This window comes from Kitasatospora sp. NE20-6 (genome assembly GCF_045862635.1).
Genome location: NZ_BPRL01000070.1, coordinates 40755 through 60225, shown reverse-complemented (window position 1 = coordinate 60225; position 19471 = coordinate 40755). Strand labels below are relative to the sequence as shown.

The window sequence follows — 19471 nt, the reverse complement described above, 5'->3', positions numbered from 1 at the left end:
GGGGGCGGCGCCCCGCGGGGGGGGCGGGGGGCGGGGGGGGGCCCCCGGGGGGGCCCCCCGCCCCGGGGGGCCCGCGACGTTCACACGGGGCCGGTCGGCAGGCGGGTCACTTGCCGGTGCCGCCGAGGGCGGCGGCCCACGGCATGCCCATGTAGGCGAAGGAGGTCGGCGCGCCGCTGAGGCGCTTGTTCATGAACATCCGCTCGTGCGTGGTGGCCAGGTAGACCGCGGGGGCGGTGGGGGTGAAGAGGGCCTGGGCCTCGGCGTACGCGGTGGCGGACGCAGCGGGGTCGGAGGCGGTGCGGGCCTGGTCGAGGAGCCGGGTCACCTCGGCGTTGTCGTAGCCGGTCCAGTTGAAGATGCCGCGGGGGGTGACCATCTCGGCGACGTACGAGGCGGGGTCCGGCATGGTGACGTAGCCGAAGGTCAGCACGAGGTCGAGGTTCTTGCGGACCGAGGGGTCGTAGAAGAGGGACGACATCTCGGTGGGCTGGAGCTGCTTGATGTCGAGGTCGATGCCGATCTTCTTGGCCGCCGCCTGGATGAAGGTCATGGCCTGGAGGGACCGCTGGTCGCCGGCCGGAATGGCGGCCGTCAGGGGGCGGGGGAGCGGGCCGGCCTGCAGGGCGAGTTCCTTCGCCCGTGCGAGGTCCGGCTTCGTGGCGCCGGGCAGTGCCGCGTAGGCCGCGTCGAACCGGTCGGCGGCCTTGTCCCCGCTCCAGGTCGGCGGGGGGACGAGCGACTTCAGGGGGGTGGCGTCGCCGCCGAAGACGTTCCTGATCAGCGCGTCGCGGTCGATGATCTGCGACAGTGCGTCGAGGCGCCGGTGGTCGGCGGCGGGGGACGCCGCGTTCGTGGGGATGAGCAGCACGTTCTGGGTCGAGGGGCCGAGGTGGATCGCACCGGTGCCCGTCCTGGCCAGTGCGGTGGCGCTGCCGGGCGGCAGTTCGTAGGTGCCGTCCACCTCTCCGGACAGGAGTGCGCTGGTCAGCGTGTTGCTGTTGGTGAGGAACCGGAACAGGACCTGGTGCGCCTTGGGCTTCAGCGCGGCGTCCCAGTAGGAGGTGTTGCGTTCGATGGCGATGCCGCTGCCCGAGTCCCAGGAGCCGAGCTTGAACGGGCCCGTGCACATGAGGCCGCCCTTGGCCGTGCCGTAGGCCGCGCCCGCCTTCTCGGTGTACGCCTTCTGGTTCACGGCGCCGAACGACGTGGAGAGCGCCTTGGGGAGCGTCCGGTCGTACGTCTTCGTGGTCAGCGTCACCTGGTTCGGTCCGGTGGCGGTGATCGACGTGACGGCGGCGAGGTAGTTCCCGTAGAGCGCCTGCGTCCTGGGGTCGCGCTGGCGTTCCAGGCTGTAGACGACGTCCTGGGGGGTCATGGGGGAGCCGTCCCAGAACGTCACGTCGGGGCGGAGGTCGAGGACGAGGGTGTGGTCGTCGGTCCAGCCGACCTTCCGGGCCAGCCCGGGGCTCAGGGAGAAGTCCGCGTTCATCCTGGTCAGGGTGTCGCAGAGGTTCGCCTCGACGGTCTGGGGCGAGTAGTCGCCGATCTTCGCGGGGTCCAGGGTGGTCGGCTCGCCGTAGGGCAGGGCCCAGGTCACCCGGTCGAGGTCGGCGTCGCCGGGGGTCGTCGTGGTGGTGAGGCGTTCGGTCCGGGGCGCGGCGTCGCCTCCGTTCGACGAGGTGGTGCAGGCGGTGACGGCCAGCAGGCTGATGCCCGTGAGCACCGTCAGCACCGACTTCTTCGCAGCCATGGCTGTGCTCCTGTCGAGAGGAGTGAGGGGGAGGGCGCTCGTGATGGGGGTGAGCGCCAGGACGACGAGACGTCGTAAACTAACGTCATATAACGTTGTTGCATGTCACGCTCGCATCTGGTGAGCTGGTGAGTCAAGAGCGGGGTGCGACGTTGTTCGCCGGTGCGGTCGCGCCGGCCCCCGCGCCCCTCAGGCCGCCCCGCGGTGCGCGCGGCGGTCCCTTCCGAGGCATTGGAGAACCCTCATGTCCTTCACCCCGGCCCTGCGCTTCGCCTTCGAGATCCGAGCCGAGGTGGCCGCGACGCTGCACGTCGGCCACGGTGACGGCGAGGTCACCGAGTTCACCCCCATCACCGGTGGCACCGTCGACGGGCCCCTGCTGCGCGGGGAGGTGCTGCCCGGCGGGGGTGACTGGAGCAGCACCCGCGGGACGGTCTGCGAGCTCGATGCGCGCTACCTGCTCCGCGCGGAGGACGGAGCCGTGATCGACGTCGTCAACCGCGGCTACTACACGCCCAGGGCCGAAAGCCCCGACCAGTTCGACGGGGACCTCCGGGTCTCCGAGGCCGGCCACTACTACCGGACGTCCCCGGTCTTCCGCACGGACGCGCCGGCCCACCGCTGGCTCGCGGAGACGGTCTTCGTCGGCCTCGCCCGGCCGGACGGCGACGACGCGGTCGTCATCCGGATGTACGCGCTCGCGTGACGCGCCGCCGCCGCCGGCCGGCGGCCGGGCCACCGGCGGCGGGCTGCGCGCCCGGGCTCAGGACAGCGAGCGCCACGCCCCGTTCAGCGCCTCCCTGAATCGGTCGACCTCCTCGGCGGTGAGTCCGGCGACCATGCGTTCCTCCAGCTCCCGGGCCGGCCCGGCGTGCGCGGCGAGCAGCTGCCGGCCCGGCTCGGCGAGCAGCACGAGGCGCTCGCGGCGGTTGCCGGGGTTCGGCTCGCGGCGGATCAGGCCGCGGCCCTCCAGGGTGCGGATCATGTCGGCCATCGACTGGGCCGTGACGAAGGAGTCGCGGGCCAGCTGGGCGGCGGAGATGCCGTCGTGCCGCTCCAGCACCGTGAGCGCGGTGTACTGCAGCGCCGTGATGCCGGCCGGTCTGAGCAGCTCGTCGAGCCGCGCGCGCACCGCCAGCTCCGTCCTCTTCACCAGGTACAGCAGCGAGGTGCTCACGGCCGTCCTCCTGCGGTGGCGGTCGGCGCGGGTCGGTTCATGTCGCTCCCTTCGCTGGGCGCCGCCGGTGCGGCGGCACGGGGCCAAGCCTAGGGCATTGACAGGAATCCTGATGATTGGCGAGACTCCATTCATCAGGATTCCTGTCGATCCTGGTCCGTGCCGTGCTCTCGGCCACCCCCGCCACACCCACCATCACCACCCACCCACCATCACCACCCACCCACGAGAGGTGCACCCTCATGGATCTCCAAGGCAAGGTCGCCGTCGTCACCGGCAGCGGACGCGGTCTCGGACTCGCGTACGCACGAGCCCTCGCCGCGGCCGGCGCCGCCGTCGTCGTCAACGACGTCGACCAGGACGCCGTCGACGCCGCCGTCGCCTCGATCACCTCCGCCGGCGGCCGCGCCACCGGCGCCGTCGCCGCGGTCGGCGACAGCGACGCCGCCCAGCTGCTGGTCGACACCGCCGTGCGGGAGTTCGGCAGCCTGGACGTGCTCGTCACCAACGCCGGCATCCTGCGTGACCGCGTGCTGTGGAAGATGACCGACGACGACTTCGACGCCGTCGTCCGCGTCCACCTGCGCGGCACCTTCACCTGCGCCCGCGCCGCCGCGATCCGCATGCGCGAACAGGGCACCGGCGGGCGGCTCGTCCTCATCTCCTCGCCGGCCGGCCAGCGCGGCAACTTCGGCCAGACCAACTACGCCGCCGCCAAGGCCGGCATCGTCGCCATGGCCCGCACCTGGGCCATGGAACTCTCCCGCGCCGGCATCACCGTCAACGCCGTCGTCCCGGTCGCCGCCACCGAGATGACCAGGACCATCCCGGCCTTCGCCCCGGTCATCGAGGAGGCCGAGCGCACCGGAAACCCGCTGCCCGACTGGCTGCGCAAGGAGGAGGGCCTCGGCACCGTCGAGGACGTCGCCGCCCTGATCACCTTCCTCGCCTCCGACGCCTCCAGGGACGTCACCGGCCAGGCCGTCGGCATCGGCGGCGACCGCCTCGCCCTGTGGACCCACCCCCGGGAGAAGGCCGTCGCCCTCGCCGACGGAGGCTGGAGCGCCGGGGCCATCGCCGCCCGGTGGCACGACGGCGTCGGCGCCGAGCCCGAGACCTACGGCATCCCCGCACCCAAGGCCCCGGAGGCCTGACATGGCCGACCTCGCACTCGACCTCGACCGGCTGACTGCCATCGACGTGCACACCCACGCCGAGATCTCCAAGGACGGCCACGGCGCACTCAGCCCCGAGCTGTTCGGAGCCTCCGAGAAGTACTTCAAGGCCCACGGACACCGGCAGCCGACCATCGACGAGATGGCCGACCACTACCGCGAGCGCCGCATGGCCGCCGTGGTCTTCACCGTCGACGCCGAACACGCCACCGGCCACCCGCGGATCCCCAACGAGGAGATCGCGGAGAGCTGCGCCGCCCACGCCGACGTGCTGATCCCGTTCGCCAGCATCGACCCGCACAAGGGGCGCGCCGGGGTGCGGGAGGCCCGGCGCCTGGTGGAGGAGCACGGCGTCCGCGGGTTCAAGTTCCACCCCAGCATCCAGGCGTTCGCCCCGAACGACCGGCTGGCCTACCCGCTGTACGAGGCCATCGAGGAACTCGGCGTGCCCGCGCTCTTCCACACCGGCCAGACCGGCATCGGCGCCGGCGTCCCCGGTGGGGGCGGCATCCGGCTGAAGTACTCCGACCCGATGCTCGTCGACGACGTGGCGGTCGACTTCCCGGAGCTGCGGATCATCCTGGCCCACCCGTCCTTCCCCTGGCAGGACGAGGCCCTGGCGGTGGCCACCCACAAGCCGCACGTCCACATCGACCTGTCCGGCTGGTCGCCGAAGTACTTCCCGCCGCAGCTCGTCCGCTACGCCAACACGCTGCTCCAGGACAAGGTCCTCTTCGGCTCCGACTACCCGGTCATCACCCCCGACCGGTGGCTGGCCGACTTCGCGGGGCTCGACATCAAGCCAGAGGTCCGGCCGAAGATCCTCAAGGAGAACGCCGCCCGACTGCTCGGCCTGCTCACGGACTGAAGGAGTCCCCGTGCTGAACCAAGGCATCGGCTCGTGGCCGGCGCGCCGGGCCCGCAAGACACCCGACCGGGTCGCCGTCGTCCACGAGGACCGCACCCGGACCTACCGCGACCTGCACCGGCGTGTCCTGCGGCTCGCCCACGGTCTGCGCGCCCTCGGCGTCGGGCCGGGTGACCGGATCGCGTACCTGGGCCCCAACCACCCGGCCTTCCTGGAGACGCTGTTCGCCGCCGGATCCCTCGGGGCGGTCTTCGTCCCGCTCAACACCCGCCTCGCCGCCCCGGAACTGTCGTACAACCTGTCGGACTCGGGCAGCACCGTCCTCGTCCACGCACCCGAGCAGGCCGAGGCGGCCCGGTCCGCGGCCGGCGACGCCGGGATCTTGCACCGGATCGCCCTGGACGGACCCGGTGACGGTGCCCTCGGGTACGAGGAACTGATCGACGGCGGAGCCGCCGAACCGCTGGACGTTGCCGTCGCCCCGGACGACCCGTGCATGATCATGTACACCTCGGGGACCACCGGCCGCCCCAAGGGCGCGGTGCTCTCCCACGGGAACATCATCTGGAACAGCGTCAACGTCCTCGTCGACACCGACCTCTCCGGTGACGAGGTGACCCTGGTCGTGGCCCCGCTCTTCCACACCGCGGGCCTCAACATGACCTGCCTGCCCACCCTCCTCAAGGGCGGCCGGGTGGTGCTCCTCGGCGCCTTCGACGCCGAACTGGTGCTGCGCACCGTCGAACGCATGCGCGTCACCTACATGTTCGGCGTCCCGACGATGTACGACGCGATGGCCGCCCGGCCCGGCTGGACGACCACGGACCTCTCCAGCCTCCGCACCCTCAACTGCGGCGGCGCCCCCGTGCCGGCCCGCACCATCGCCACCTACCTCGCCCGCGGCCTGGCCTTCAGCCAGGGGTACGGCATGACCGAGGCGTCCCCCGGAATCCTCTACCTCGACCGGGAACAGACCACGGCCAAGGCGGGCTCCGCGGGCGTGCCGCACTTCTTCACCGACACCCGGGTGGTCGGGCCCGACGGCAGCGACACCGCGCCCGGCCTGCGCGGAGAGGTCCTCGTCCACGGACCCAACGTCATGACGGGCTACTGGGGCCGGCCCGAGGACACCGAGGCCGCCTTCACCGGCGGCTGGCTGCGGACGGGCGACGTCGCCCGCACCGACGCGGACGGCTACGCCTACATCGTCGACCGGGTGAAGGACATGTTCGTCTCCGGCGGCGAGAACGTCTACCCGGCCGAGGTCGAGGACGTGATCCTCACCCACCCCGCCGTCGAGGAGTGCGCGGTCGTCGGGATGCCCGACCCGGTCTGGGGCGAGGTCGGCCGCGCCGTCGTCGTCCTCCGGGCCGGCGCCCGCGCCGAGGAGCAGGACATCCTCGGCCACCTGCAGGGCCGGCTCGCCAAGTACAAGATCCCCAAGTCGGTGGTGGTCACGGACACCCTGCCCCGCACGGCCTCCGGAAAGATCATCAAGCCCGCCGTCCGCGACCTGCACGCGCGCAGGACCGCAGAGCACCCCCCTCCGTAACCGCGCCCCGACACCCCGCGCCCCGACACCCCGTACCCCGACACCCCGTACCCCGGCACCCCGTCGCAGGCCGCGCTGCGGACACTGCGTCATCGAAAGGACCCTCCATGTCCACCACCGCCCACGGCATCGACGGACTCAAGGCCCTCAGCGGCGCCGACCTCGGCCGCACCGAGTGGCGCGAGATCACCCAGGACCGGGTGAACACCTTCGCCGACGCCACCGACGACCACCAGTGGATCCACACGGACCCCGAGAAGGCCAAGGACGGCCCGTTCGGCGGCCCGATCGCCCACGGCTACCTCACCCTCTCCCTCGTCATCCCGTTCTTCGGCGAGCTGCTCGACATCACCGGCATCTCCATGAGCGTCAACTACGGTCTGGAGAAGGTCCGTTTCCCCAGCCCCGTTCCGGTCGGCGCGAAGATCCGGCTGCACGGCACCGTCGGCAGCGTGGAGGAGGTCAAGGGCGGCGGCGTACAGATGCCGCTCACCTTCACCGTCGAGGTCGAGGGCGGCGGCAAGCCCGCCTGCGTGGCCCAGGCCGTCTACCGCCACTACGCCTGACCGGCAACGGCCCTGTGCCGGGCGGGCCTTCCGGCCCGGTGCGGACCTCACGGTCCGCGCCGGGCCGGAAGGCCGTCCGCATGTCCGTCCGCATGTCCGTCCGCATGTCCGTCCGCATGTCCGTCCGCATGTCCGCCGGAGCACGGCGAAGGGCAGGCGCCCCGTGCGGGGCGCCTGCCCTTCCTGCGGTGGGTCCGGGTCAGAGCGCGGGGGCCAGCCGGGGTGTCCTGTCCTCGACGGCCTGGGCGGCGTCGAGCACCATCTCCTCCTCGAAGCGGCCGCCGATCAGCTGCACGCTCATCGGCAGGCCGTCGACGAGGGCACTGGGCACCGTGGCGGCCGGGAAGCCGAGGATCGGGACGGCCGCCATCGGCCACATCGCGGTGACGAGCTGCGCGGCCCGCTCGGGGCCGGCGAGGTCGGCGTCCTGCTCGAACGGGGGCTCCGCGGACACGGGCGTGAGCAGCAGCCGCTCCCGGCCCAGCAGTTGCTGGAGCTCGGTGACCAGGGCCCCGCGGCGGGACCAGCCGTGGATGTACTCCGCCAGCGAGGGGGAGTCGCCCCACTGCCGGGCCGCCGCGGCGAAGGAGTACCTCAGCGAGGTGCGGATGTCCGCGTCGCCGATCTGCTCGACGGTCGGCATGGTGGGGCGGAAGTCCTCGTAGATGAGCAGGGACCACAGCCGCGCCGCCTCGGCGAGCAGCGGGAGGCCGTCCAGTTCCTCGACCTGGTACCCGGCGTCGGTCAGCTTCCCGACGGCCTCGTCGAGGGCCTTCTCGACGGCGGGGTGGTTCGCGACCGTGCCGATGCCGCGCACCACGCTGATGCGGGGCAGGGCGTCCGGTGCGGGGAGGCTCGGGACGGCGGGGACGCCGACCGGGTCTCGCAGGTCGGCGGTGGTCATCACCCGCAGGGCCAGCCGGGCGTCGGCCACCGTGCGGGCGAGCGGACCCTCGACGGCGCAGTTCAGCACGGTCGGCGGCATGACGAGCTGTCGGCGGCCGCCCGGGGTGTCGACGAACACCGGCTCCGTCCAGTTGGAGACCCGGCCGACGGTGGGGCGGATGCCCACCACTCCGCAGCAGGCGGCCGGGTAGCGGATGGATCCGCCGATGTCGTTGCCCTGGGCGATCGGCGTCATGCCCGCGGCCAGGCTCGCGGAGGCACCTCCGCTGGAGCCTCCGGGGGTGCGGTCGGGCGCCCAGGGGTTGAGCGTGCGCCCGTGCAGGTCGTTGGTGCTGAACCAGCGGTAGGAGAAGGCCGGGGCGTTGCTGCGGCCGACCAGGACGGCTCCGGCGTCGCGGAGGGCGGTCACGCACGCGGCGTCCTGGGCGGCGGGGGCCTCGGCGAGGGCGACGACCCCGTGGCTGGTGGCGTATCCCCGCTGATCGGTGTTGATCTTCGTGGAGACGGGGATGCCGTGCAGCGGGCCGAGCCCGGCGCCCGAGGCGGTGCGCCGGTCGGCGGCGCGGGCCTGGTCGAGCGCCTCCTCGGGGCGGAGGTCGGCGAGTGCGTTGATGCGGGGGTTGACGGCGTCGATGCGGTCCAGACAGGACTGCACGATGTCGACGGAGGACAGCGTGCGGTTGCGGATCGCGGCCGCGAGCTCGACGGCCGGGAGCTGCCACGGTTCGGTGGCGGGGGAGTCGTGTTCCATGATCGCCTCTACGACGGCGCGCCCGCAGCGGAGCGCGCGGAGGGAGCGGAGGGGCGGCGCGGGTGCCGCTCCGGAGATGCAACGCCGTTATAGGACAGCGTTTGATTCAGCCATCGTGGTCCCCGGTGCCGGAGCTGTCAAGGACGCGCCGTCGTCGACCGCCGCGCTCGGGCACTCCCGTGCGCGATCGCCCCGGTGCCCACGCTACGGACCCGCCGCGCGGCTCGCATGCGTTGCGGGCAGCGGCAGGCGGCAGGCGGCAGGCGGCGGGAGAGACGGGATGGGCGGCGGGAGCGGGTGAGGTCGTGGGACGGGGCGGGGGCGCACGGCTCCCGGCGGCGAAGGAGCCGGCGCCGTCAGGCGGGGTGCCGGGCGATCCGCATGCCCGCGGCGAGGACGGTCGTCGACGCCTCGCCGGAGCCGAGCAGGTCGAGCATCGCGGCGGCGCGGGCCGGCCGGGTGGAGGCGGCCAGCACACCGCCGCTGAACGTCGTGCTGATCGCGGTGCCACCGGGCAGCGGCCCGACGATCACGACACCGGGCAGGTCCATCAGTTCACTGTGCTGCTGGAAGGCCAGCTCGGCCGCACCGGGGACGAGCAGGCTGCCGGCCGGCACTCCCGGCGGTGCCTGGACGAGCCGCGGTGCGAGTACGCCGGTGAGACCCAGCCGCGCCGTCAGGTCGACGAGGGCCGTACCGCTGGGGCCCGTGGAGTACACGATCCGCTCCGCGGCCAGCAGGGCGGCCCGGAGGTCGGACTCCGAGTCGAGGGCGGGGACCGGCGATCCCCCGGGCACGGCGGCGACGACCTGCGAGACCCACAGCGGCCGCACCGTGCCACCGAGGAGGTGCCCCTCACGGTCCAGTTGCGCCAGTGCGTCGTCGGCGAGCACCAGCAGGTCTCCTTCGGCGCCCTCGCGCACCCGGCGCGCGACCTCGACCCCGCCGGCCGATTCGAACCGCACCGCAGCGCCGTGGACGCGGCGGATGCGGGCGGACAGCTCGGCCAGGAGCCGGCGCGTCGCCATCGAGGACAGTCCGGTGATCTCTCGGTCCACGTCGTCTCCTTGTGCGTGGCCGATGCTGCGACGGGTGGACGGGCGGCCCGGTGCCTGTCTGCGACACTGACCGCGTGAGCACAACCCGGAGCACGGCGGCTGGAAAAGTTCTCGAAGTCCTCTCGACGTTCGGCCGCGAGTGCCGGTCGCAGACGCTGTCGGAGATCGCCCAGCGTACGGGCCTGCCCCTGAGCACCGCGCACCGGGTCGTCGCCGAGCTGGCGGCCTGGGGCGCCCTGGAGCGCGGCGAGGACGGCTCGTGGCACGTCGGCCTGCGGCTGTGGGAGATCGCCTCGGGCTGCCCCCGCAGCCAGATCCTGCGCGACGTGGCGCTGCCGTTCATGCAGGACCTGTACGAGGCGACCCACGAGAACATCCAGCTCGCGGTGCGCGAGGGCACCGAACTCGTCTTCGTCGAACGCATCGCCGGGCACCGGTCGGTGGAGCTGGTGACCATGGTCGGATCCCGCTTCCCCGTCGGTTCCACCGGGATGGGCCGGGTCCTGCTGGCGCACGCACCGCAGGACATCCAGGAGGCGGCCCTCGAAGCACCGCTGCGGGCCTGGACCCCGCACACCGTCACCGACCCGAAGGTCCTGCGCGCCCAGCTGGACCGGATCCGCCGCGAGCAGGTCTTCGTGAGCGACCGACAACTCTCGGAGAGCACGGTCGCGGTGGCCGCACCCGTACGGATCGGCCGGACCGGCCCGGTCGGCGCCGCGCTGGGGATCGTCATCGCGGCGCGCAGCGCCAGCCGCGCCCGCGGACTGCGCGAGCCGCTGCTGAGAGCCGTGCACGGCATCTCCGAGGAGCTCGGCCGGCGCGCCCGCGCGGCGCTCTGATCCTCGCGGATCCTCGCGCCGGCTTCCGCCTGGCGGAAGTGGTGCTGACCGGCTGCGGTCGCGGATGCCAGCGTTCGGGGTGTTCCGGACGCTCGCAGCCGCTCAGGAGATGCCATGGCCGATGCCACCGTCGACACCGTCACCCCGGTACCGGTCGCCATCGTCGGCGCCGGCCCGGCCGGCCTCATGCTGGCGCACCTGCTCGGCCGCGCAGGGGTCGACACGGTCGTGGTCGACACCCGTACCCGGCACGGGATCGCCACCACCCACCGGGCCGGCATCCTGGAGGCGGACGTCGTCCGGGATCTCGTCGAGACCGGCGTGTCCGACCGTGTCCTGCGCGAGGGCCACGAACACGAAGGCATCGAACTCCGCTTCGGCGGCCGGCCGCACCGCATCCACTTCAAGGACCTGGTGGGCGCGTCGGCGTGGCTCTACCCGCAGACCGACGTGTTCACCGACCTGGCCGACGCCCGCGACCGCGACGGCGGCACCGTCCTCTTCGGGATCCGCGACACCGAGGTCCTCGACGTCACCACCGACACCCCCCGGGTGCGCTGCACCGCCCCCGACGGCACCCGCCACGAGATCCGGGCGCGGTACGTGGTCGGCGCCGACGGCTCGCGCAGCATGTGCCGCGACCTGGTGCCCGAGGACCGGCGGGTCCGCTACGGCAAGGAGTACCCCTTCGCCTGGTTCGGCATCATGGCCGAAGCCCCGGCGAGCGCGCCCGAGCTGGTCTACGCCCACTCCGAACACGGTTTCGCGCTGATCAGCCAGCGCACCGAGACCGTGCAGCGGATGTACTTCCAGTGCGCCCCCGGCGAGTCCGCCGACGCCTGGACCGACGACCGCATCTGGGAGACGCTCCAGGCCCGGGTGGCCGGCGAGGACGGCTTCCGCCTCCAGGCGGGGCCGATCCTGGAGAAGACGGTGCTGCGGTTCCGCTCGTTCGTGCAGGAGCCGATGCGCTGGGGCTCGCTGGCCCTCGCGGGCGACGCCGCACACACCGTGCCGCCGACCGGGGCCCGCGGGCTCAACCTCGCGCTGCACGACGTGAAGGTGCTCGCCGGCGTCCTGCTGCGGGCCCTCGGCAGCGAGGGCGGGGCCGCGCTGGACGACTACCAGCCACGCGCCCTCCAACGGATCTGGCGGGCCCAGAACTTCTCCTCCTGGATGACCCGGCTCCTGCACACCGCGCCCGGCGGCACCCCGTTCGACCTGCGCCGTCAGCTCGGCGAGCTCGACAACGTGGCGGGCACCCGCGCCGGCCGCACCTATCTCGCCGAGCAGTACACCGGCTGGCCCACCGTCAGCCCGCGCCGACCCGCACACCCATCGGGAGGACACCCGTGATCATCGACTGCCACGGCCACTTCACCACTGCACCACCGCAGCTGGCGGCATGGCGGGACCGCCAGGTGGCGGCGGCCGGCACCCCCGCCGACGCACCCGACCCCGACGACCTGGTCATCACCGACGACGACCTGCGTCAGGCGATCGAGGGCAACCAGCTGCGGCTCATGGACGAGCGCGGCATCGACCTGACGGTCTTCTCCCCGCGGGCCAGCTTCATGGCGCACCACATCGGCGACTTCCGGGTCTCCTCGGTGTGGGCGCGGATCTGCAACGACCTGGTCCACCGCGTCAGCAGGCTCCACCCCGACCGGTTCGCGATGGGCGCGATGCTCCCGCAGTCGCCCGGCGCCGACCCCGCCACCTGCCTGCCCGAGCTGCGCCGCGCGGTCGAGGAGCTCGGCGCGGTGACGGTCAACCTCAACCCCGACCCGTCGGGCGGCAGGTGGACGGCGCCGCCGCTGACCGACCGCAGCTGGTACCCGCTGTACGAGGCCATGGTCGGGTACGACATCCCCGCCATGATCCACGTCAGCACCTCGTGCAACCCGGCCTTCCACACCACCGGCGCCCACTACCTCAACGCCGACACCACGGCGTTCATGCAGCTGCTCCAGGGCGACCTGTTCGCCGACTTCCCGACCCTGCGGTTCGTGATCCCGCACGGCGGCGGCGCGGTGCCCTACCACTGGGGCCGGTTCCGCGGCCTCGCGGACGCACTGGGCCGGCCCGACCCGGAGGCGCTGCTGGACAACGTCTCCTTCGACACCTGCGTCTACCACCAGCCGGGCATCGACCTGCTCACCCGGGTCGTCCCCAGCAGGGCGCTCCTCTTCGCCAGCGAGATGATCGGCGCCGTCCGCGGCATCGACCCGAACACCGGCCACCACTACGACGACACCGGGCGGTACGTCGACGCCACCCCGCACCTCTCCGACGACGAGCGGGCGGCCGTCCTCGGCGGCAACGCCCTCCGCGTCCACCCCCGACTTGCCGCCCGCCTCGCCGCGGCCGGCCGCTGACCCCAGGAGGACACGCATGCACCACAGCGAGATCGGCGTCGTCCGCACGTCGCCCACCCGCGCCGACCCCGAGGCCGTCGCCGCGCTGTCGGCCTTCGGTGTGGCGACGATCCACGAAGCCATGGGCCGCACGGGCCTGATGCGCCCCTACCTGCGCCCGGTCCACCCGAAGGCCCGCCTGTGCGGGACGGCGGTGACCGTCCTGCTGCAGCCCGGCGACAACTGGATGCTCCACGTCGCCGCCGAGCAGATCCGCGAGGGCGACGTCGTCGTCGCGGCCTGCACGACCGAGAGCGAGGACGGCTTCTTCGGCGAGCTGCTCGCCACCTCCTTCCGCGCCCGGGGCTGCCGGGGTCTGGTCATCGACGGCGGCGTGCGCGACGTGGCCGACCTGGAGGAGATGGACTTCCCCGTCTTCGCCCGGGCAGTCAACGCCAGGGGCACGGTCAAGGCCACGCTCGGCTCGGTCAACGTGCCGGTGGTCTGCGCCAACGCCCTGGTCCGGCCCGGCGACGTCGTCGTGGCCGACGCCGACGGGGTCGTCGTGGTGCCGCGCGAGCGGGCCGCGGAGGTCGCCGAGGCCTCCGCGAAGCGCGAGGCGAACGAGGAGGGCAAGCGCGCGCAGCTCCGCGCGGGTGTGCTCGGCCTGGACATGTACGGCATGCGCCGCCCGCTGGCCGAGCTCGGCCTGCGCTACGAGGAGCGGTGATGACGACGGACACCGAGAAGACCCCCGGCTGGCTGGACTGGTACGCCGGCCCGGGCCGGCCCCGTTTCGAGCTGCCCGCGGGCGCGGTCGACGCGCACTGCCACGTCTTCGGCCCGGCGGCCGGGTTCCCCTTCGCCCCCGAACGCAGGTACACCCCCTGCGACGCGTCCAGGGACCAGCTCTTCGCACTCCGCGACCATCTGGGGTTCGCCCGCAACGTCGTCGTGCAGGCGACCTGCCACGGCGCCGACAACAGCGCCCTGGTCGACGCCCTGCGGGCCTCGGGCGGCCTGGCCCGGGGCGTCGCCACCGTGCGGCCCGGGGTCACGGACGCGGAGCTGCGCGAGCTGCACGAGGCGGGCGTCCGCGGCGTGCGGTTCACCTTCGTCGAGCGCCTCGCCGACGCGGCCCCGCGGCAGGACCTGCTGGACGTCGCCGAACGGATCGCCCCGTACGGCTGGCACGTCGTCGTCTACTTCGAGGCCGCCGACCTCGCCGACCTGCACGACCTCCTCCTCTCGATCCCGGTGCCGCTGGTCGTCGACCACATGGGGCGTCCCGACGTCACCAAGGACCCGCACGGCCCCGACTTCGAGGCGTTCCTCGACCTCCTGCGCGCACGGCCCGACATCCTGTGCAAGGTCACCTGCCCCGAACGGCTGTCCGTGAGCGGCCCGCCTGCCCTCGACGGGCAGCGGCACCCCTACCGCGACGTCGTCCCGTTCGCCCGGCGCGTCGTCGAGGAGTTCCCCGACCGGGTGCTGTGGGGCACCGACTGGCCGCACCCCAACCTCACCGACCACATGCCCGACGACGGCCTGCTCGTCGACTTCGTCCCGCACATCGCGCCGACGCCGGAGCTGCAGCGCAAGCTCCTGGTCGACAACCCGATGCGCCTCTACTGGCCGGACGCCGACTGACCCACCGCACGAACGGAGCCCCAGCATGTCGCTGGACAAGACCTACAAGCTGGTCCCGGGGACGACGATCTTCGACGCCGAGCAGTCCGCCAGGGGATACCACCTCAACCAGTTCTGCATGTCGCTGATGACCCCGGAGAACCGCGGGCGCTACCTCGCCGACGAACGCGCCTACCTCGACGCGTGGCCCCTGCGGGAGGAACAGAAGCAGGCCCTGCTCGACCGCGACCTCAACGCCGCCATACGCGAGGGCGGCAACATCTACTTCCTCGCCAAGTGGGGCGCCACCCTCGGCCTGTCCTTCCAGCAGATGGCGGGCTCGATGACGGGCATGACCGAGCAGGAGTACCGCGCCATGATGGTCGGCGGCGGCCGCTCCGTCGAGGGCAACCGGATCGACCACGCCGTCCTGGAGGCGGCCCACGCCGACCCCGCCCCGCCGGCCGAGCACGCCGTGATCACCGCCGCCGTCTTCACCTCCCACGTGCCGGCGATCGGCGCGGCGATCGACCACCACAAGACCGACGAGCCGTACTGGAAGCCCGTCTTCGACGGCTACACGTACTCCAAGCAGTGGGTGCAGGAGGACCTCCCCGACGTCGTCCTCCTCGTCTACAACGACCACGCCACCACCTTCGACCTGTCGCTGATCCCGACCTTCGTCCTCGGCACCGGCGCGGCCTACCCCACCGCCGACGAGGGCTACGGCCCCCGCCCCGTCCCGGGCATCGAGAGCGACCCCGACCTGGCCGCACACATCGCCCACTCGCTCATCCGCGACGACTTCGACCTCACCCTGGTCAACGAGATGGCCGTCGACCACGGCCTGACCGTGCCCCTGTCACTGATGTTCGGGGACGTCGAGCGGTGGCCGTGCAAGGTGATCCCGTTCCACGTCAACGTCGTGCAGTACCCGGTGCCCTCGGGCGAGCGGTGCTTCAATCTCGGCCGGGCGCTGCGCCGCGCCGTCGAGTCCTACGGCCGGCCGCTGAACGTCCAGGTGTGGGGCACCGGCGGCATGAGCCACCAGCTGCAGGGCCCCCGCGCGGGCCTCATCAACCGCACGTGGGACAACGCCTTCCTGGACAGGCTGGTCGACGACCCGGCCGGACTCGCGCAGCTGCCCCACCTCGACTACGTCGAGCAGGCCGGCTCCGAGGGCATCGAACTCGTCATGTGGCTGATCGCCCGCGGCGCGATGAGCGACGTCGACGGGACCGGAGCGGTCGAGGTCAAGCACCGCTTCTACCACGTGCCGGCGTCCAACACCGCCGTCGGCCACCTGATCCTGGAGAACCAGCCGCGGGCCGGAACGCCCGCCGAGGAGGAGTGACATGAGCCACCGGAAGACCGTCCGGGTCGCCCTGGCCGGAGGAGGCGCCTTCGGGGCCAAGCACGCAGCCGCACTCAGGCGGATCGACGGCGTCGAGGTGACCGCCGTCGTCAGCAGCACCCTCGACAGCGCCCGGAAGTTCGCCGCCGAGCACGGCGTCGGCCGCGGCGTCGCCACCCTGGACGAGGTGCTCGCGGCCGACGACGTCGACGCCGTCATCCTCGCCACACCCACCCCCGTGCACGCCGAGCAGACCATCGCCTGCCTCGAAGCCGGCAAACACGTACAGACCGAGATCCCGCTCGCCGACTCCCTCGCCGACGCCGAGGCGTGCCTGGCGGCGCAGCAGCGCACCGGCCTCGTCGCCATGGCGGGCCACACGCGCCGCTTCAACCCCAGCCACCAGTGGATCCGGCAGCGGATCCGGGCCGGCGAGTACCGCATCCAGCAGATGGACGTGCAGACGTACTTCCTGCGTCGCACCAACCTCAACGCGCTCGGGCAGCCCCGCTCCTGGACCGACCACCTGCTGTGGCACCACGCCGCGCACACCGTCGACCTGTTCGCCCACCAGACCGGCTCGCCGATCGTGCAGGCCCATGCGATCCAGGGCCCGATCCACCCCGATCTCGGCATCGCGATGGACATGTCGATCCAGCTGCGCACGGAGAACGGCGCCATCTGCACGCTCTCCCTGTCGTTCAACAACGACGGGCCGTTCGGTACCTTCTTCCGCTACATCGGCGACACCGGCACCTACCTCGCACGGTACGACGACCTGTTCACCGGCAAGGACGAACCGATCGACGTGAGCCGGGTCGACGTCTCCACCGACGGCATCGAACTGCAGGACCGCGAGTTCGTCGCCGCCATCCGCGAAGGCCGCGAGCCGAACGCCTCCCTCGCCCAGGTCCTGCCCTGCTACCGGACGCTGGACGCCCTCGAACAGCAGCTCACCGCTGCCACGAACCCGTGACCGCGGCGCCGACGGCCGCCCCCGGCCGCACCCCGTACCGCACCCCGCGCCGCATCGGGCCCTTCGAGGTCCCGGCGATCGGCCTCGGTTGCATGAACCTCAGCCACGCCTACGACGTCCCGCCCACGCCCGAGTCCGCCGAACGACTCCTCCTGACGGCACTGGAGGAAGGCGTCACCCTCTTCGACACCGCGGCCCTCTACGGCTTCGGGAGCAACGAGGAACTCCTCGGCCGCGTACTCGCCCGCCACCGGGACCGCATCGTGCTGGCCAGCAAGTGCGGGATGACCGGCGTCGACGGCCGGCGCGTCGTCGACGGCCGCCCCGAGACCCTCCGGCGCACCGCCGACGAGGCGCTCGCCCGGCTCCGCACCGACACCATCGACCTCTACCACCTGCACCGCGTCGACCGGCAGGTCCCGGTCGAGGAGAGCATCGGAGCGATGGCCGACCTGGTGGCGGCGGGCAAGGTGCGTGCGCTCGGACTCTCCGAAGTGTCCGCCGCCACGCTGCGCCGCGCCCACGCCGTGCACCCCATCGCCGCGCTGCAGAACGAGTACAGCCTCTGGTCACGCAACCCCGAAGAGGGCACCCTGGCGGCGACACGCGAACTGGGCGTCGCCCTGGTCGCCTTCAGCCCGCTGGCACGCGGCTTCCTCACCCCGGCGCCACCCGACCCCGACCGCCTGCCCGCCCATGACATCCGCCGGGCCATGCCTCGCTTCGACGCCCACCACTACCCCGCCAATCTGGCGCTCCGGCGCGAACTCGACGGAATCGCCGGGGAGGCCGGCTGCACGCTCGCACAGCTGGCGCTGACGTGGGTCCTCTCCCGGGCGCCCCACGTGATCGCCATCCCCGGAACCCGGTCCGTCGCACACCTGCGGGAGAACCTGTCCGCGCTCCACCTCGACCTGCCCGGCGAGGTCCTCGACGCGGCAGGCCGGGTGCTGAACGCTGCGACCGTCCACGGGCCGCGCTACGACGAGGCCACCCTTGCCGAGACCGACACGGAGCGGTGCGGGCCGGGTGCGGCCGACGGCTCCGGCCCGTGATCGGCGGCGGGCTGCGGTGGCCTGCGGTGGCCTGCGGTGGCGACTGTCGCCGGCGTGGCGTGCGTGATGTCGACGAGCTTGCGGGCGCGGCGCTTTCGGAGGTGTCGGTGGAGGGGCGGCTCTCCCCGGGGGTGAAGGCCCGGGGGTGAAGGTCCGGAGCGTGCCGTCCGCGGGGGCGTCCGGGGCTGCGTGCCCGCAATCGGGTGAACCGTCAGCGGGCTTCGCATGCGCATGATGTGACCGGCCCGCCGGGCGCATAGGGTTCCCATTCCATCCGTATGCGAATGAGAGAGGCGCGGCATGACCCAGACCCTCGAATATCAGAGCAATGCCATCGTCGAGCTGTTGGGAGTCCTCCCCGCGGACCGCGATGCGGAGTGGCTGAAGGACTCCCTGCAGCAGGCGATCATGGTGGAGATCGCGACCATCGGCCCCTACGCGAGCGCCCTGTGGTCGATCAAGGATCCGAACGAGGCGGTCGCCAAGGCCATCCGGGAGATCATCTTCGACGAGATGACCCACATGGGACTCGTGTGCAACATGCTCACCACCATCGGGGGGACACCGGTCCTCGCCGACCCGAAGGTGGTGCCGAAGTACGAGCACGTGCTGCCGGGCGGCGTACGGCCCGATCTCGTCGTCTTCCTCGAAGGCCTCAGCAGGGACTCGGTCGAGATGTTCTCCGAGATCGAACGCCCGGAGCATCCGGTCGCCCAGTTCGACGTGCCCGCCACCATCGGGGCCTTCTACACCGCGATCGAGGAGGCGTTCGAGGCGCAGCAGCACCTCATCGGCGGCGATCGGCAGATCGAGTTCTCCCTCGACAACCACGGCCAGGGAAACAGGATCGTGCCGCTCGACACCATCGAGAAGGTCCGAGCCGCGATCGGGATCATCAAGGAACAGGGCGAGGGCACCTCCGCCTCACCCGAGAACCCCTTTCCCGGCAAGCCCGGGGAGCTGGCGCACTTCTACGTGTTCCGGGAGATGTTCCGCGGCAAGAAGCTGATCAAGGTGTCGGAGAATCCCGTCGTCTGGGACTTCAAGGGCGACGACGTTCCCCTGCCCCCGGCCTTCCCCATGGGGAGGGTGCCGGAGGGAGGATGGGCCGACGGCGGGCCGAACGCGCCCGCGCCCGCGGTCCAGCAGGTGCTCGGCGCGTTCAACCTGCATTTCAGCGCGATGCTGCGGGGGCTCCAGGCAGCCTGGCGGACGGGTGACCCGGACCCGCTGTTCACGGCGATCGGCCACATGGGCAAGATGCGCACGGAGGCGCGGAAGCTCGTACAGCTGGAGCTGCCCGACGGCAGCGGGAAGACCTACGGGCCGGAGTTCCTGTACGTCGAGGAGTGAGCGGACGTCCCGTCCCCGGTTCCCGGGGCCGGGTTCCTCGCCGGTGGGGGTGGTTCCGCCGGTGAGTCCGCGGGTCGGATGCAGCCGTACAGGCCGGCG

Annotated in this window: 18 protein-coding genes; 14 read left to right on the top strand and 4 right to left on the bottom strand. The window is 72.4% G+C overall.

Features of this window, described 5'->3' with window-relative positions:
- Positions 1 to 106: 106 nt before the first annotated feature.
- A complete protein-coding gene (locus SNE206_RS34210; protein ID WP_407917455.1) occupies positions 107 to 1753 on the bottom strand; it encodes an ABC transporter substrate-binding protein in 1647 nt (548 codons plus the stop codon).
- A 244-nt stretch (positions 1754 to 1997) separates the two neighbouring features.
- On the opposite strand from SNE206_RS34210, the gene SNE206_RS34205 reads away from it, so the two are divergent.
- Positions 1998 to 2459, top strand: coding sequence for a DUF3237 domain-containing protein (locus tag SNE206_RS34205; protein ID WP_407917454.1), 462 nt, complete (start codon positions 1998 to 2000; stop codon positions 2457 to 2459).
- Positions 2460 to 2516: 57 nt separating this feature from the next.
- Here SNE206_RS34205 and SNE206_RS34200 read toward each other — a convergent pair whose 3' ends face one another.
- Positions 2517 to 2930, bottom strand: coding sequence for a MarR family winged helix-turn-helix transcriptional regulator (locus SNE206_RS34200; RefSeq protein ID WP_407917453.1), 414 nt, complete (start codon positions 2928 to 2930; stop codon positions 2517 to 2519).
- Between the two features lie 242 nt (positions 2931 to 3172).
- On the opposite strand from SNE206_RS34200, the gene SNE206_RS34195 reads away from it, so the two are divergent.
- The 4 genes from SNE206_RS34195 (at position 3173) to SNE206_RS34180 (ending at position 7091) form a co-directional block, all read left to right on the top strand.
- On the top strand, positions 3173 to 4084 hold the full coding sequence (locus tag SNE206_RS34195; protein WP_407917452.1) for an SDR family oxidoreductase: 912 nt from the start codon (positions 3173 to 3175) through the stop codon (positions 4082 to 4084).
- A 1-nt stretch (position 4085) separates the two neighbouring features.
- Positions 4086 to 4973 carry an amidohydrolase family protein gene (locus tag SNE206_RS34190; RefSeq protein ID WP_407917451.1) on the top strand — a complete coding sequence of 296 codons (888 nt, stop codon included), beginning with the start codon at positions 4086 to 4088 and terminating at the stop codon, positions 4971 to 4973.
- A gap of 10 nt (positions 4974 to 4983) precedes the next feature.
- Positions 4984 to 6525, top strand: a complete 1542-nt coding sequence (locus tag SNE206_RS34185) for an acyl-CoA synthetase (RefSeq protein ID WP_407917449.1) — start codon at positions 4984 to 4986, stop codon at positions 6523 to 6525.
- Between the two features lie 107 nt (positions 6526 to 6632).
- Entirely contained in the window at positions 6633 to 7091 is a 459-nt protein-coding gene (locus tag SNE206_RS34180) for a MaoC family dehydratase (RefSeq protein WP_407917448.1), read from the top strand.
- A gap of 199 nt (positions 7092 to 7290) precedes the next feature.
- Here SNE206_RS34180 and SNE206_RS34175 read toward each other — a convergent pair whose 3' ends face one another.
- On the bottom strand, positions 7291 to 8748 hold the full coding sequence (locus SNE206_RS34175; RefSeq protein WP_407917447.1) for an amidase: 1458 nt from the start codon (positions 8746 to 8748) through the stop codon (positions 7291 to 7293).
- 356 nt (positions 8749 to 9104) lie between these two features.
- Positions 9105 to 9806, bottom strand: a complete 702-nt coding sequence (locus SNE206_RS34170) for a substrate-binding domain-containing protein (RefSeq protein WP_407917446.1) — start codon at positions 9804 to 9806, stop codon at positions 9105 to 9107.
- A gap of 74 nt (positions 9807 to 9880) precedes the next feature.
- On the opposite strand from SNE206_RS34170, the gene SNE206_RS34165 reads away from it, so the two are divergent.
- From SNE206_RS34165 to SNE206_RS34125, 9 genes are all read left to right on the top strand, one after another.
- The gene (locus tag SNE206_RS34165) at positions 9881 to 10648 is read left to right on the top strand and encodes an IclR family transcriptional regulator (RefSeq protein WP_407917445.1); all 768 of its coding nucleotides are present in this window, start codon (positions 9881 to 9883) and stop codon (positions 10646 to 10648) included.
- 114 nt (positions 10649 to 10762) lie between these two features.
- Positions 10763 to 12004, top strand: coding sequence for a 4-hydroxybenzoate 3-monooxygenase (locus SNE206_RS34160; protein WP_407917444.1), 1242 nt, complete (start codon positions 10763 to 10765; stop codon positions 12002 to 12004).
- On the top strand, positions 12001 to 13026 hold the full coding sequence (locus tag SNE206_RS34155; protein ID WP_407917443.1) for an amidohydrolase family protein: 1026 nt from the start codon (positions 12001 to 12003) through the stop codon (positions 13024 to 13026). Before SNE206_RS34160 ends, SNE206_RS34155 begins: the two co-directional genes overlap by 4 nt.
- 16 nt (positions 13027 to 13042) lie before the next feature.
- Positions 13043 to 13735, top strand: coding sequence for a 4-carboxy-4-hydroxy-2-oxoadipate aldolase/oxaloacetate decarboxylase (ligK, locus tag SNE206_RS34150; protein WP_407917442.1), 693 nt, complete (start codon positions 13043 to 13045; stop codon positions 13733 to 13735).
- On the top strand, positions 13735 to 14655 hold the full coding sequence (locus SNE206_RS34145; protein ID WP_407917441.1) for an amidohydrolase family protein: 921 nt from the start codon (positions 13735 to 13737) through the stop codon (positions 14653 to 14655). The genes ligK and SNE206_RS34145 overlap by 1 nt, the downstream gene beginning before the upstream one ends.
- Positions 14656 to 14680: 25 nt before the next feature.
- A complete protein-coding gene (ligA, locus tag SNE206_RS34140; RefSeq protein ID WP_407917440.1) occupies positions 14681 to 15988 on the top strand; it encodes a protocatechuate 4,5-dioxygenase subunit alpha in 1308 nt (435 codons plus the stop codon).
- Between the two features lies 1 nt (position 15989).
- Positions 15990 to 16964 (top strand): Gfo/Idh/MocA family oxidoreductase, encoded by a 975-nt coding sequence (locus SNE206_RS34135; protein ID WP_407917439.1) that lies wholly within the window; start codon positions 15990 to 15992, stop codon positions 16962 to 16964.
- Complete coding sequence (locus SNE206_RS34130; RefSeq protein ID WP_407917438.1) at positions 16961 to 18019, top strand: aldo/keto reductase; 1059 nt, start codon at positions 16961 to 16963, stop codon at positions 18017 to 18019. Before SNE206_RS34135 ends, SNE206_RS34130 begins: the two co-directional genes overlap by 4 nt.
- A 300-nt stretch (positions 18020 to 18319) precedes the next feature.
- Positions 18320 to 19372, top strand: coding sequence for a ferritin-like domain-containing protein (locus SNE206_RS34125; RefSeq protein WP_407917437.1), 1053 nt, complete (start codon positions 18320 to 18322; stop codon positions 19370 to 19372).
- The last annotated feature ends 99 nt before the right edge of the window (positions 19373 to 19471 follow it).